Below are 14,238 nucleotides of genomic sequence, written 5' to 3'. Positions count from 1 at the left end.
TGCCCGGCTGCACGTCACTCCATGCGCCTGTTGCGCGCATGGATCATCCAGCCCTGCGCGGCGATGCCGATGAGGAACACGACGAAGCAACCCAGCAGGGTCTGCAGCACTACCGGCGCCATCGGTGCGGCGGCCAGCGGATGCGACACCGGCAGGCGGGTCAGCGATTCATTGACGGCAGGCACCAACCCGAGCAGGAAACTGAAGGACAGCGCGAACGCGGACAGGTACGGTCGCAGTCGCCCAAGGAAGCCGATCCGGTTCACCAGCACCCCGCCGAACGCCACCAGCAGCACCACAATGCCGAAGGCGTGACCGGGGTTGAGACCACCGGTGCTGGAGACGGTAAACGAGGTCGCCACAGCAAGCACCAGGCCGACCAGATAGAGCTTTCCGGCCCCGGTGGCGGGGTCGATTTTCCGATGGCGCACGAAGCCGTACAGACCGGCGAACACGGGGATGAGGCTGATGGCGGTATGCAGTACACCGAGTGCGGAGAGCGGGTGTGTCATGGGAGCGATCCTCGAGTAAACCTACTAGTAGGTAGGGTGGACAGTCATGAAAAAGCCCGCACAAGGCGGGCTTACGAAAAACGGTTCAAAGCTGTGCAGTCACCCGCGCAACCGACAGCCGCGCCAGGGCTGCGAACGTCTGCGCATCACCAAACCCACGCGCGGCCAGCATCGCCCCGTGCACGGAAGCCATGAATGCCTTGGCCTCGTCCGAGGGTGCGCCCTGCAGCTGGAACTGCCCCTGCGCTACGCCCTTTTGCAAGGTGGCGGTCAGCCAGCCACTGAGATCCTCGAAATGCCCGCGCACTTCTTCGGCAATTTCGGGTGGAATCATCGGCGACTCCGCCGCCAGCATGGCGCAGATGCAGAACGAGGCCGTGCCACCGGCGATGCAGCTGGACCAGTAGTCGACGTAGGCATTGAGCTCTTTCAGCGGATCACCCAGCTGCCGGTCCAGCATGGCCAGGCCTTCGCGGGCCTCGGCGCGGTACAGCGCCACCACCGTACGAACCAGCTCGGCCTTGCTCGGAAAGTGATGATGAATGCTGGCCTTGCTGATGTTCACCCTGGCCGAGATATCGGCATAGCTGAAGCCGTTGTAGCCGCCGGCCTCCAGCAACGTGCGGGCGTGGGCGACGATTTCAGCGGCTTTGGGGGAGAGATCGTAAACCATTCCTCATCCTACTAGTTGGTAGTCTGCTGATCAAGGCCGCTTGCACGTGTCCCGTCGGCTGGAGGATAGTGCCGAAAATGAACCGGGGGTAAGGGAATGGATACCGTTACGGAAGCCGCTTCCCGCCCGACCATACTTGCGGTCGACGATTCGCCGGAGAACCTCTGGCTGATCTCCGGCCTGCTGAAGTCGCGTTATCGAATCAGGATGGTCAACTCCGGCGAGGCAGGCCTCGAGGCCGCTGGCACCGAACCGCTTCCCGACCTGATTCTCCTGGACGTCATGATGCCCGGCCTCTCAGGACATGATGTCTGCAGGGCACTGAAGGCATCACCGGTGACCCGGCACATTCCGATCATCTTCCTCACGGCAATGGCCGAACCCGAAGATGAAAAGAAAGGGCTGGAACTCGGGGCGGCGGACTTCATCACCAAGCCGATCAATCCGCCGGTCCTGATCGCCCGTGTCGCCACGCAACTGCAGGCCAAGGCAGCAGCCGATTTCCTGCGGGACCAGAACGCATTCCTTGAAAACGAGGTACAGCGGCGCACGCGCGAGCTGACCGCGATCCAGGACGTCACCATCCATGCCCTCGCGTCGCTCGCCGAAACGCGCGACAACGAAACCGGCAATCACATCCGCCGCACCCAGCATTATGTCCGTGCCCTGGCGACTGCGCTCCAGAACCACCCGCGTTTTCGTTCGCAGCTGGATGACGCCACCATCGACAGTCTGTTCAAGTCCGCCCCCCTGCATGACATCGGCAAGGTGGGCATCCCGGACAGCATCCTGCTCAAGCCCGGCCCGTTCGAACCCCACGAGTTCGAGATCATGAAGACCCACACCACGCTGGGGCGCGACGCGATTCAGCACGCAGAAGACGCGCTTGGCATGCCGGTGGAGTTCCTGGCGTACGCAAAGGAAATCGCCTACGGGCACCAGGAGAAATGGGACGGCAGCGGGTATCCGCAGGGGCTTGCAGGCGAGGCGATCCCGCTGTCGGCACGGATCATGGCGGTCGCGGATGTGTATGACGCGCTGCTCAGCCGTCGGGTCTACAAGAAGGCCATGTCCCAGGAAGAAGCGGTCGCGATCATGCGTGAGGGCCGCGGCAGGCATTTCGACCCTGACATCCTGGATGCTTTTCTCGGGCTGCTCCCCGAGCTGGAGCGGATATCCCGTCAGTTCGAGGACACTTCGCGATGAACGCCCTGAGCCGCTACCTGCAGGGTGCGTCGCTGGGCCACAAACTGGCGGCGGCCTTCGCCGTCATGCTGTTGCTGGCCGTGGGGCTGGGCATCCTCGGCGTCCACGCGCTGGGCAGGTTCAGCGCGGAGATCCAGCGCATGTACGAAAAAGACCTGCAGGGGGTCTCCAACGCGCGCGCCGTGCAGTTCCACTACGCGACCATGGGCCGCCACCTGCGCCAGGCGCTGCTCACCGCCGATCCGTCGCTGCAGGCCTTGGCGTCACAGCAGATCGAACGCGAGCACGCGCAGCTGCAGCGAGAGCTGGACCAGCTGCACCAGCGTGTCTTCCGCGACATCAACCGTGCGCACCTGGCGGCGTTCGAGCGGGACTACGCCACCTACCGGCGGAACATGACCGCCGTACTCCAACTGGCGCGCCAAGGCAGGCTCCAGGAAGCGCGTGCTCAAGCATCGAGCCCGCAGTTCGCCGATATGGGGGATGCGGTAGCCAACGCCATGGAAGCGGTCGCCACGACCAAGGAAGAAGGCGCGCGGCTGTCGTTGCAGAAGGTGCAGGCACTGGCCGTTGATACGAAGCGGTGGGTGTGGACGATCCTGCTCCTGGGTGGTGTGTTCAGCACGATCTTCGCCTGGCTGATCACGCGCTCGATCGGCATCCCCGCAGTCGAGCTGAGGAAGGCGGTGGAGCGCATTGCGGGCGGGGACCTCCAGCACGAGGTACCGCATACCGCATACCCCAATGACATGGGCGCCCTCGCCCGCGCCGTTGCCGTCCTTCAGGTGGCCGCGCGTGAGCTGGAAGACCAGCGGTGGGTCAAGGCATCGTCGGCCGCCTTGTCGGCCGAACTGCAGTCTGCGACGAGTACCCAGGAACTCGCCAAGGTTTTCTTTGCGTTCATGGCGCCCCTGCTTGGCGTCGGCCGGGCCGCCCTGTATCTCCATGACGAAGTGCATCACAGGCTGCGCCTGCTCTCGGGCTTCGCCAACGATCGCCATGACGCCCCGCCGGGCCAGATCCGCCTGGGCGAGGGCCTGGTCGGCCAGTGCGCGGCAAGCAGAGCGCCGATCCTCCTTGCCGATCCGCCCGCCGACTACCTGCGCATCGGCTCCGCGCTGGGCAGCGCGGCGGCAAGGTCCGTAAGCGTGATCCCACTGATCCGGGGTGCCCGACTGCTCGGCGTACTCGAAGTCGCCAGCCTCGACCTACCCAGCCCTGCGCGGCAGGCGTTGCTCGACGCCGCCTTGCCTACGCTTGCGGGCAATCTGGAGATCATGCAACGCGCCGAGCATACCCAGCTGCTGCTTGAGGAAACCCGGGCCCAGGCCTCGGAACTGGAGATCCAGTCCACCGAATTGGCCGCACAGAAGGATGCGATCCAGGCGACCGAAGCATGGTACCGGGGCATCTTCGATTCCTCCCCCGATGGGTTGCTGGTGGCCGGCGCGGACGGCCGCATCACCATGGTCAACCCACAACTCGAGCGCATGTTCGGCTATGCCACTGGCGAGCTGCACGGCAAGCTCATCGAAACGCTGGTGCCCGATGCCGTGCGCGCGGCCCATCCCGGATTGCGAGACGGTTTCATGCAGGCCGGCGGCATGCGTTCCATGGCGGTGCGCAACAACGAACTGTCGGGGCGACGCCGGGACGGCAGCACATTCCCGATCGACGTGGGCCTGTCGCGGCTTCCCGCGTTCGGGGGCGGCGGGGTCTGCGTATGCGCGGCAGTGCGCGATGTCACCCGCCTGCGTGCCACCGAGCAACGGTTGGGCTTCGCCCTCCGCGGCGGCAACCTTGGCCTGTGGGACTGGGACGTGGCCACGGGCACCAGCGAGGTCAACACGATCTGGGCGCAGATGCTGGGATACACCCTGGATGAGCTGAGCAGTGCCGGTGGTGCGGCGAAAGCGTGGAACGCGATGCTGCATCCGGATGACAGCGTCGAGGTCCATCGGCAGTTCGACCATTGCATCAACGACCCCGAGGCCGACGACTTCGACGCCCATTTCCGCATGCGGGACCGTTCGGGCGCGTGGCGCTGGATCCACTCGTTGGGTCGCGCCACCGAACGTGACCACGGCGGACGCGCCGTACGCCTGGTCGGCATCCACCAGGACGTGACCGAGCGCAGGCAGCTGGAGGATGAAACGCTTCGGGCCAAGGAAGCAGCCGAAGAAGCGACCCGCGCCAAGAGCGAATTCCTGGCGAACATGAGCCACGAGATACGTACGCCGATGAACGCCATCATCGGCATGTCCCACCTTGCGCTGCAGACCGAACTCGCGCCACGGCAGCGAAACTACATCGAAAAGGTGAATCGCTCTGCCGAAGCCCTGCTGGGCATCATCAACGACATCCTGGACTTCTCCAAGATCGAGGCCGGCAAGATGGGGATGGAGCGCCTCGACTTCCGGCTGGAGGACGTACTCGACCACGTAGCCAATCTGGTGTCGATGAAGGCGGAGGACAAAGGGCTCGAACTTCTGTTCAGCTGCGCTGCGGACGTCCCTACCGCGCTGGTCGGCGACGCGCTGCGTCTTGGCCAGGTGCTGCTGAACCTGTGCAGCAACGCGCTCAAGTTCACCGAGCGTGGCGAAGTGATCCTGGGCATTGAAACCGCGGCCCGCACCGAGGACGGTATCGCGCTGCACTTCTGGGTGAAGGACACCGGCATCGGGATGACCCCGGAGCAATGCGCCCGCATGTTCCAGTCCTTCAGCCAGGCCGACGGTTCGACAACGCGCCGGTACGGCGGCACCGGGCTGGGGCTGGCGATCTCGCGCACCCTGGTGGAGCTGATGGGTGGCCGGATCTGGGTGGACAGCATGCCGGACCAAGGCTCCACCTTCCACTTCCATGCGCACTTTGGCCTGCAGGCGGACCCTGCCCCGCGCCGCATGTTCCGGGCGGAGGAACTGCAGGGGCTGCGCGTACTCGTGGTCGACGACAACGCGGCGGCGCGCGAGATCCTGTCGACGATGGCCAGGCAGTTCGGGCTCGAGGTGGATACCGCGCGCAACGGCACGCAGGGGCTGCGCATGGTGCGCCAGGCCTACGCAAGGCAGCTTGCTTACGACCTGGTACTGATGGACTGGAAAATGCCGGCGATGGACGGCGTGGAAGTCGTCCGCAGGCTGCAGTCGCTCAGCGAGGGCGAGGCACCGGCGGTCATCATGGTGACCGCCTTCGGGCGGGACGAAGCGATTGCCGAAGCGGCGACCACCGGGGCGCGCCTGAAGGGTGTGCTGACCAAGCCGGTTACGCCGTCAACCCTGCTTGAGTCGATCGGCCAGGCACTCGGCACGGGCACCGTGGGCGATGACCGCATTGAACTCAAGGCGTCAGCCGGTTCAACGCGGTTCGAGCAGCTGCGGGGTTCGCGTGTGCTGCTGGTCGAGGACAATGAACTGAACCAGGAGGTTGCGCGCGAATTCCTTGGCCAGGCCGGCATCGAGGTCACGTTGGCGGTCAACGGGCAGGAAGCATTGGACATCCTGTCGCGCGAATCCAGCTTTGATGGCGTGCTGATGGACTGCCAGATGCCGGTGATGGACGGCTACGAGGCGACCCGTCGCCTGCGCGCCCAGCCGCGGTTCCAGCACCTTCCCATCATCGCCATGACCGCCAATGCGATGGCAGGCGACCGCGAAAAGGTGCTGGCCGCTGGAATGGTCGACCATATCGCCAAGCCCCTGCGCATGGAGGCCATGTTTGCGTGCATGGCAAAGTGGATCGGCACCGACCGCGCCTTCAGTGCGGCGTCCGCGGTACGCGTCAGCGACCCACCCGCTTCCGCGTTCCCCGCCATCACAGGCATTGATGTCGCCCGGAGCCTGGCCGGCGTCGATAACGATGTGAAGTTCTACCGGCGCCTGCTGGGCCTGTTCCGGACCGAGAACATGAGCTTTCTGGGCGATTTCACCCGGGCCCTGCGCGAGGGCGATGCCGAAGCCACGATGCGCCGTGCCCACACGCTTCGAGGGACGGCCGGAACCGTGGGCGCCACTGGCGTTGCAGAAGCGGCGGCCAGGCTGGAAAGGGCATGCCTCGACCGCGCCGACACGGACAGCCTGGAAGCCCTCCTTGCCGAGACGGCGGGGCGGCTGCAGCCGGTACTTGACGCGATTGCGTCGGCAGGCATCGATGAACGCCGGACAGCAGCCGACGCTCCCGTGACTGGCGTGCCAACGGCCGCTTCCGGGCCAGCCGCAGCGCTGCTGCTGACGCGACTGCGCGCGCTGCTGTCGGAGAACGATGCCGACGCCCAGGAGGTATTCGAACGCCTCACGCATCAACTGCACGCAGAAGGCAATCCATTGGCGGCAGCGTTGGCGCCAATGGCCCGCTTGATCGACACCATCCGCTTTGGCGAAGCGCTCGACTGTCTGGATGCAGCGATGCGCGCCGATGGGCCATGACCCGTTTCGGCAGGGCGCAGCGGGGCAGAGCCCCGCGCTACCGGGTGGTTACTCCCACTCGATCGTTGCCGGCGGCTTGCCGGAAATGTCGTAGACCACGCGCGAGACGCCACGCAACTCATTGATGATCCGGTTGCTCACCGTGCCCAGGAAGTCATATGGCAGGTGCGCCCAGTGCGCGGTCATGAAGTCGATGGTTTCCACCGCGCGCAGCGCGATCACCCACTCGTACGCACGGGCGTCGCCCACCACGCCCACCGACTTCACCGGCAGGAACACCGCGAAGGCCTGGCTGGTCTTGTCGTACAGGTCGGCCTTGCGCAGCTCATCGATGAAGATCGCATCGGCCTTGGCCAGCAGCTCGGCGTACTCACGCTTCACTTCGCCCAGGATGCGCACGCCCAGGCCCGGGCCCGGGAACGGATGGCGGTAGACCATGCTGCGCGGCAGGCCGAGCTCGACGCCGAGGCGGCGCACTTCGTCCTTGAACAACTCGCGCAGCGGTTCCACCAGGCCCAGCTTCATGTGCTCGGGCAGGCCGCCGACGTTGTGGTGGCTCTTGATCACGTGGGCCTTGCCGGTCTTGCTGCCGGCCGACTCGATCACGTCGGGGTAGATGGTGCCCTGCGCCAGCCACTTGGCGTTGCTGAGCTTGTTGGACTCTTCGTCGAAGATGTCCACGAACAGGTTGCCGATGATCTTGCGCTTGGCTTCCGGGTCGCTCACGCCTTCCAGCTTGGCGAAGTAGCGGTCGGCGGCGTTGACGCGGATCACCTTGACGCCCATGTGCTCGGCGAACATCGCCATCACCTGGTCGCCTTCCTGCCAGCGCAGCAGGCCGGTGTCGACGAACACGCAGGTCAACTTGTCGCCGATCGCCTTGTGCAGCAGCGCGGCAACCACCGACGAATCGACGCCGCCGGACAGGCCCAGGATCACTTCGTCATCGCCCACCTGCTCGCGCACGCGCGCGATCTGGTCGTCGATGATGTTGGCCGCGGTCCACAGCGTCTGGCAGCCGCATACGTCCACCACGAAGCGGCGCAGCAGCGCCTGGCCCTGCAGGGTGTGGGTCACTTCCGGATGGAACTGCACGCCATACCAGCGCTTTTCCTCGTTGGCCATCGCGGCCACCGGAATGCGATCGGTGGTGGCGGTGATGGTGAAGCCCGGGGGCGCCACCGAGACGTGGTCGCCGTGGCTCATCCACACATTCAACTTCGGCTCGCCGCCATGGTCGCTCAGGCCCTTGAACAGCGCGTCCGGGTGTACGACGTTGACTTCGGCATGGCCGAACTCGCGCTGGTCGGCCGCTTCGGTAGCGCCGCCGAGCTGTGCGGCCAGGGTCTGCATGCCATAGCAGATGCCGAAGATCGGCAGCCCGCTGTCGAACACTTCCTGCGGCGCGGCCGGCGCGCCCGGCAGCGTGGTCGATTCGGGGCCGCCAGACAGGATGATGCCCTTGGCGCCGAACGCGGCAATGTCCGCCGGGTTGTGGTCCCAGGCCCAGATTTCGCAGTACACGCCGAGCTCGCGGATGCGGCGCGCGATCAGCTGGGTGTACTGCGCGCCGAAATCGAGGATGAGGATCTTGTCGTTATGGATGTTGGTCATGGCGCCCGGCAATGCTGGATGGAAAACGGAGGAACGAAAATCAGGCAACGAATGGCAGATAGAGAAAGAGGAACGGGAATCAGCTTCCTCGTTCCTCTTCGCTCATGCCGCGTCAGGCGCGGTAGTTCGGCGGCTCTTTGGTGATCTGCACGTCATGGACGTGGCTCTCACGTTGGCCGGCGCCGCTGATCTTGACGAACTTCGGCTTGCTGCGCATGTCTTCGATGGTGCCGCAGCCCACGTAGCCCATGGTGGCGCGCAGGCCGCCCATCAGCTGATGGATGATGCCGCCGACCGGGCCGCGATACGGCACGCGGCCTTCGATGCCTTCGGGCACCAGCTTGTCTGCACTGGAAGCATCCTGGAAATAGCGGTCCTTGGACCCCTTCTCCATCGCCGCCAGCGAACCCATGCCGCGGTAGCTCTTGTACGAACGGCCCTGGAACAGCTCGGTTTCACCGGGCGATTCCTCGGTACCGGCCAGCAGGCCGCCGATCATGATGGTCGATGCACCGGCGGCCAGCGCCTTGCCGATGTCGCCGGAGTAGCGGATGCCACCGTCGGCGATCAGCGGGATGCGGTCCTGCAGCGCTTCGGCCACCAGGTCGATGGCGGTGATCTGCGGCACGCCGACACCGGCGACCACGCGGGTGGTGCAGATCGAGCCCGGGCCGATGCCGACCTTGACCGCGTCTGCGCCGCTGTCCAGCAGCGCCAGTGCGGCTTCGCCGGTGCAGATGTTGCCACCCACGACCTGCACCTGCGGGAAGTGCTTCTTGACCCAGCTGACGCGGTCCAGCACGCCCTGCGAATGGCCGTGCGCGGTGTCCACGACCAGCACGTCCACGCCGGCAGCGACCAGCGCTTCGACGCGGCGATCGGTATCGCCGCCGACGCCCACCGCGGCACCCACCAGCAGGCGCGTGGCGACGTCCTTGGCGGCGTTGGGGTAATCGGTGTTCTTCTGGATGTCCTTGACGGTGATCAGACCGCGCAGGGCGAAATCATCGTTGACCACCAGGATCTTTTCGATGCGGTTGCGATGCAGCAGCTGCAGCACTTCCTCGGACGCGGCGCCTTCCTTGACCGTGATCAGGCGATCCTTCTTGGTCATGATGTGGCGGACCGGATCGTCCAGCTCGGTTTCAAAGCGCATGTCGCGGTGGGTCACGATGCCCACCAGCTGGCCGCCATCGACCACCGGCACGCCGGAGATGTTGCGCGCCTGGGTCAGCGCGAGCACGTCGCGGATGGTGGTTTCCGGGCCGACCGTGATCGGATCGCGGATGACACCCGCTTCGAACTTCTTGACCTTGGCCACTTCGGCGGCCTGCTGGTCCACGCTCAGGTTCTTGTGGATGATGCCCATGCCGCCGAGCTGGGCCATGGCGATGGCCAGGCGTGCTTCGGTGACGGTATCCATGGCAGCCGACAGGATCGGAAGCTTCAGCCGCAGGTCGCGCGTCAGGCGCGTTTCCAGGGTGACATCCTTGGGCAGGATGATGGAATGGGCGGGGACGAGCGAGACGTCGTCGTAAGTCAGTGCTTCAGCCTGGATGCGCAGCATCGGCATACCCGAGATGTGGGGAAGCGCGACATTTTACCCTGATTTCGCCCCGTTGGGCAGGGGGCGGATGCGACGCTGTGTCGCGCCGGCGCAGCGCGTTCACGCAGCGGTTCGGCGGCCGGGCCGCACGACCAACGGTCGTGCGCTGCCGGTAGGTGACGACCATTGGTCGTCACGGCGGTCCTGCGTCAGGACGCTTCGGCGGCTTCTATCGTGTTCTGCATCAGCGTAGCCACGGTCATCGGCCCTACTCCGCCCGGCACCGGGGTGATCCAGCTGGCGCGTGCGGCCGCTGCCTCGAAGCCCACGTCGCCGACCAGGCGGCCATCGTCCAGGCGGTTGATGCCCACGTCGATGACCACCGCGCCCGGCTTGACCCACTCGCCCGGCACGATGCCGGGGCGGCCTACCGCTACCACCAGGATGTCGGCATTGCGCACCGACTGCTCCAGCACGTCCTTGGGGGTGAACTTGTGGCAGCTGGTGACGGTGCAGCCGGCGATCAGCAGCTCCAGGCCCATCGGCCGGCCCACGTGGTTGCTCACGCCCACGATGGTGGCGTTACGACCACGCACCGGCTGGTCGGTATGGCCCAGCAGCGTGGTGATGCCACGCGGGGTGCACGGGCGCAGGCCGAATTCGCGCAGGGCCAGGTGGCCGACGTTTTCCGGGTGGAAGCCGTCCACGTCCTTGCGCGGGTCGATCCGGTGGATCAGGCGGCTGGCGTCGGGGATCCCCGGCAGCGGCAGCTGGACCAGGATGCCGTGGATCTTCGGGTCGGCATTGAGCTGGTCGATCAGGGTCAGCAGCTCGGCTTCACCGGTGCCGGCCGGCAGGTCGAAATCGAACGCCTCGATCCCGACCTTCTCGGCGGCACGGCGCTTGTTGCGCACATACACGGTCGAGGCCGGATCGCCGCCCACCAGCACCACGGCCAGCCCCGGCCGGCTGCCACCGGCCGCCAGGCGGGCGTCGACGCGCACCTTCAGGCTGTCCAGCAGGTCTTCGGCGATGCGGCGTCCGTCCAGGATGCGGGCGGAATGACGGGGGGCGGAATCGTTCATCGAATGCGGGGCGTGCGGCGGCGGGGACGGTATTGTCCCCTATTCCTCTTCTTCCGGCACTTCGTCGGCGTTGAGGGTGCGTGCCTTGCGCTTGGGCGCGGTGAACGGGGTCGGCGTGGGCACGCCCGGCAGCGCGCTGCCGAATACCATGTGCGCACCGGCACGCAGGTCGCCGCCGGCCATCTCCAGCTCGAAGCGCTCGGCGTCGCGTTCGCGGATCTGCTCGGCGATGTCGCGTGCGTCGTCCTCGTCCGCGCCCAGCTCGACCAGCGCGGCCTGGCCGAACATCAGCGCGGATTCGAAGGTTTCGCGGATCTGGAAGTCCACCCCGGCGTGGATCAGGCGCAGCGAGTGTTCACGGTCGAACGAACGCACCAGCAGCTTGGCCTGCGGGAACTCGTGCGCGACCAGTTCGACGATGCGGTCCGCATCCTGTGCGTTGTTGACGCACACCGCGATCGCGCGCGCGGTGGCCGCGCCCGATGCATGCAGCACGTCCAGGCGGGTGCCGTCGCCGTAGTAGATCTTGAAGCCGAAGCGCTCGGCGTTGTGGATCATGTCCACGTCGTTGTCGATGATGGTCACGTCCACGTCGCGGGCCAGCAGCGACTGGCTGGCCACCTGGCCGAAACGACCGAAGCCGATCATCAGCACGCTGCCGGACATGCCCTCGGCGGTGTCCACGCCTTCCAGCGAGACTTCCCGCGCCGGCATCAGCTTGTCGTGCAGCAGCACGAACAGCGGGGTGAGCGCCATCGACAGCACCACGATGGCGGTCAGGTTGGCGTTGACCTCGATACCGATGACACCGGCAGCAGCGGCGGCCGAGAACAGCACGAAGGCGAATTCGCCGCCCTGCGCCATCACCACGCCACGATCCAGCGCCTGCCGGTGGTCGCTGCCCAGGATGCGCGCCACGGTGTAGATGCACACCGCCTTGGCCAGCATCAGCGCCAGCACGCCGGACACGATCAGCGGCCAGTTGTTGGCCACCACGGTCAGATCCAGCGCCATGCCCACGCTGAGGAAAAACAGCCCGAGCAGGATGCCGCGGAACGGTTCGATGTCGGCTTCGATCTGGTGGCGGAAGGTGGATTCGCTGAGCAGCACGCCGGCCAGGAACGCGCCCATTGCCATCGACAGCCCGCCCAGCTGCATCAGCAGTGCCGCGCCCAGCACCACCAGCAATGCGGCGGCGGTCATCACCTCGCGCGCCTTGGCGGCGGCCAGGATGCGGAACAGCGGGTTGAGCAGGAAGCGGCCCACCAGCACCAGCCCGACGATCGCGCCGGCGGCGATGGCCACGCTGATCCAGCGCGAGCCGGTACCGGCATCGGCCTGCACCGGCGCCATGAAGGCGACCACTGCCAGCAGCGGCACGATCAGCAGGTCCTCGAACAACAGGATCGAGACGATCTTCTGCCCGGACGGCAGCGCGATATCCCCGCGCTCGGCCAGCAGCTGCATCACCACGGCCGTGGAGGTCAGCACGAAACCGGCCGCACCGATGAAGGCCACCGGCAGCGGGAAGCCGAACAGCATGCACACGCCGGTGAGTACCGCACCGCAGACCACGATCTGCAGCGTGCCCAGCCCGAAGATTTCCCTGCGCAGGCTCCACAGGTGCGACGGCCGCATTTCCAGTCCGATCACGAACAGGAACATCACCACGCCCAGTTCGGCCGTATGCAGGATCGCCTGCGGATCGGAGAACCAGCCGAAGCCGAACGGACCGATCGCCAACCCGGCGGCGAAATAGCCCAGCACCGAGCCCAATCCCAGCCGGCGGAACAACGGCACCATCACCACTGCTGCACCCAGCAGGGCGACTACTTTCACCAGTTCACTGGCACCTGCTTCCACCGCCATGCGGTTTGTTCCTTGCAACTCCGATCAGCCATCACGATAGGACAAGTTGATGCAGGAACATAGCACGCAGGTGCGCAAGATCGTGCCGGGAATGGAACGATCGGTCAGCAAATCGCCATATCATCCTACGGACCTGCGCAGAACGCGGCGTAGTCGATGTAACCCGGGAACGCCTGCCCGGGCGCGCACAGCGGGCAGGCGGGGTCCGGCCCGAGGCGGATCTCGCGGAACCGCATGCCCAGCGCGTCGAAGGTCAGCAGGCGCCCCACCAGCGGCTCACCGATCCCGAGCAGCAGCTTGAGCACTTCCGTGGCCTGCAGCAGGCCGACCATGCCCGGCAGCACGCCCAGCACCCCGGCCTCGGCACAGTTGGGCGCGAACTCCGGCGGCGGCGGCTCGGGGAACAGGCAGCGGTAGCACGGCGCCTGTCCGCGATGGCGGCCGGCGTCGAATACCGACACCTGGCCGGTGAAACGCTCGACCGCGCCGTAGACCAGCGGGATCGCGTGCTGGATGCAGGCATCGTTGAGCAGGTAGCGCAGCGGGAAGTTGTCCGAGCCGTCCAGCACCACGTCCACGCCGTCGAGCAGCGCGTCGATGTTGTCCGAGGTCACCCGCGCCTGCACCGCTTCCACGTCCAGCCGGGGGTTGAGCGCCAGCAGCCGCGCGCGGGCCGACTGCACCTTGGGTTCGCCGATGCTGGCGTCGGTATGCAGGATCTGCCGCTGCAGGTTGCTGCGCTCCACCACGTCGTCGTCAGCGATGCACAGGTGCCCTACCCCGGCGGCGGCGAGGTAGAAGGCGGCCGGCGAGCCAAGCCCGCCCGCGCCAAGCAGCAGTACCCGGGCGCCGAGCAGCGCCTGCTGGCCGGCAACGCCGACCTGCGGCAGCAGCAGGTGGCGTGAGTAGCGTTCGTTGAAATCGCGCTCGTCGTCGCTCTGCAGCGGCTGCACGAGTGGCAGCCCCGCAGCACGCCAGGCAGTGGTGCCGCCGTGGACCGACGCGATGTGGGTGTAGCCGAGGTCACGCAGCACCGAAGCAGTGTCCAGCGAGCGTTTGCCGCTCTGGCAGATCAGCAGGATCTCGCGGTCGAGCGCTGGCAGCTGCGTGCTGGCTTCGCTCAGGAGATCGCCCTGCGCGATTCCCCTTGCGCCCTCGGCCATACCGGTGGCGCGCTCGTGCGGTTCACGCACGTCGATCAGCAGCGCGCCGTGGAGGGTGCGTTGGCGGGCGTGCTCGGGGCTGAGTTCGGGTACTGCGGTCATGGCCCATTATGGGCGGGTTGGGTCCGCCTGGGACACGCGTGGCG

General features: G+C 66.3%; 9 protein-coding genes. 2 read left to right on the top strand and 7 right to left on the bottom strand.

Annotated features, from left to right (window positions below):
* Positions 1-14: 14 nt before the first annotated feature.
* Positions 15-512: a hypothetical protein gene (locus V9K91_RS13490; RefSeq protein ID WP_336443376.1), complete on the bottom strand. Its 498-nt coding sequence runs from the start codon at positions 510-512 to the stop codon at positions 15-17.
* 85 nt (positions 513-597) lie between these two features.
* On the bottom strand, positions 598-1,185 hold the full coding sequence (locus V9K91_RS13485; protein WP_336443375.1) for a TetR/AcrR family transcriptional regulator: 588 nt from the start codon (positions 1,183-1,185) through the stop codon (positions 598-600).
* 96 nt (positions 1,186-1,281) lie between these two features.
* Here V9K91_RS13485 and V9K91_RS13480 point away from each other — a divergent pair, with 96 nt between their 5' ends.
* Positions 1,282-2,391 carry a two-component system response regulator gene (locus V9K91_RS13480; RefSeq protein WP_249834113.1) on the top strand — a complete coding sequence of 370 codons (1,110 nt, stop codon included), beginning with the start codon at positions 1,282-1,284 and terminating at the stop codon, positions 2,389-2,391.
* Positions 2,388-6,815 (top strand): response regulator, encoded by a 4,428-nt coding sequence (locus V9K91_RS13475; RefSeq protein WP_336443374.1) that lies wholly within the window; start codon positions 2,388-2,390, stop codon positions 6,813-6,815. Before V9K91_RS13480 ends, V9K91_RS13475 begins: the two co-directional genes overlap by 4 nt.
* Positions 6,816-6,863: 48 nt before the next feature.
* Here the strand turns inward: V9K91_RS13475 and guaA are convergent, their stop codons facing one another.
* The 5 genes from guaA to moeB all read right to left on the bottom strand — a co-directional run bounded on the left by guaA (position 6,864) and on the right by moeB (position 14,194).
* Positions 6,864-8,429, bottom strand: a complete 1,566-nt coding sequence (gene guaA / locus V9K91_RS13470) for a glutamine-hydrolyzing GMP synthase (RefSeq protein WP_093534421.1) — start codon at positions 8,427-8,429, stop codon at positions 6,864-6,866.
* Positions 8,430-8,541: 112 nt separating this feature from the next.
* Complete coding sequence (gene guaB, locus V9K91_RS13465) at positions 8,542-9,996, bottom strand: IMP dehydrogenase (protein WP_068854633.1); 1,455 nt, start codon at positions 9,994-9,996, stop codon at positions 8,542-8,544.
* A gap of 188 nt (positions 9,997-10,184) precedes the next feature.
* A complete protein-coding gene (gene folD / locus V9K91_RS13460; protein WP_336443373.1) occupies positions 10,185-11,060 on the bottom strand; it encodes a bifunctional methylenetetrahydrofolate dehydrogenase/methenyltetrahydrofolate cyclohydrolase FolD in 876 nt (291 codons plus the stop codon).
* A gap of 39 nt (positions 11,061-11,099) precedes the next feature.
* Positions 11,100-12,929 (bottom strand): monovalent cation:proton antiporter-2 (CPA2) family protein, encoded by a 1,830-nt coding sequence (locus tag V9K91_RS13455; RefSeq protein WP_095364617.1) that lies wholly within the window; start codon positions 12,927-12,929, stop codon positions 11,100-11,102.
* A 125-nt stretch (positions 12,930-13,054) separates the two neighbouring features.
* Positions 13,055-14,194, bottom strand: a complete 1,140-nt coding sequence (gene moeB / locus V9K91_RS13450) for a molybdopterin-synthase adenylyltransferase MoeB (protein WP_336443372.1) — start codon at positions 14,192-14,194, stop codon at positions 13,055-13,057.
* Positions 14,195-14,238 lie beyond the last annotated feature (44 nt).

The sequence above is a fragment of the Stenotrophomonas sp. CCNWLW57 genome (assembly GCF_037203925.1).
GTDB classification, from domain to species: Bacteria; Pseudomonadota; Gammaproteobacteria; order Xanthomonadales; family Xanthomonadaceae; genus Stenotrophomonas; species Stenotrophomonas rhizophila_A.
The sequence above is the reverse complement of the archived record's forward strand: the minus strand, read 5'-3'. Positions and strand labels throughout refer to the sequence as shown.

What these genes read in the sequence shown, in the direction of transcription:
- V9K91_RS13455 (WP_095364617.1), bottom strand. Translation starts at nt 12,929, where the DNA reads ATGGCGGTGGAAGCAGGTGCCAGTGAACTGGTGAAAGTAGTCGCCCTG.
- guaB (WP_068854633.1), bottom strand. Translation starts at nt 9,996, where the DNA reads ATGCTGCGCATCCAGGCTGAAGCACTGACTTACGACGACGTCTCGCTC.
- V9K91_RS13475 (WP_336443374.1), top strand. Translation starts at nt 2,388, where the DNA reads ATGAACGCCCTGAGCCGCTACCTGCAGGGTGCGTCGCTGGGCCACAAA.
- guaA (WP_093534421.1), bottom strand. Translation starts at nt 8,429, where the DNA reads ATGACCAACATCCATAACGACAAGATCCTCATCCTCGATTTCGGCGCG.
- V9K91_RS13480 (WP_249834113.1), top strand. Translation starts at nt 1,282, where the DNA reads ATGGATACCGTTACGGAAGCCGCTTCCCGCCCGACCATACTTGCGGTC.
- V9K91_RS13485 (WP_336443375.1), bottom strand. Translation starts at nt 1,185, where the DNA reads ATGGTTTACGATCTCTCCCCCAAAGCCGCTGAAATCGTCGCCCACGCC.
- folD (WP_336443373.1), bottom strand. Translation starts at nt 11,060, where the DNA reads ATGAACGATTCCGCCCCCCGTCATTCCGCCCGCATCCTGGACGGACGC.
- moeB (WP_336443372.1), bottom strand. Translation starts at nt 14,194, where the DNA reads ATGACCGCAGTACCCGAACTCAGCCCCGAGCACGCCCGCCAACGCACC.
- V9K91_RS13490 (WP_336443376.1), bottom strand. Translation starts at nt 512, where the DNA reads ATGACACACCCGCTCTCCGCACTCGGTGTACTGCATACCGCCATCAGC.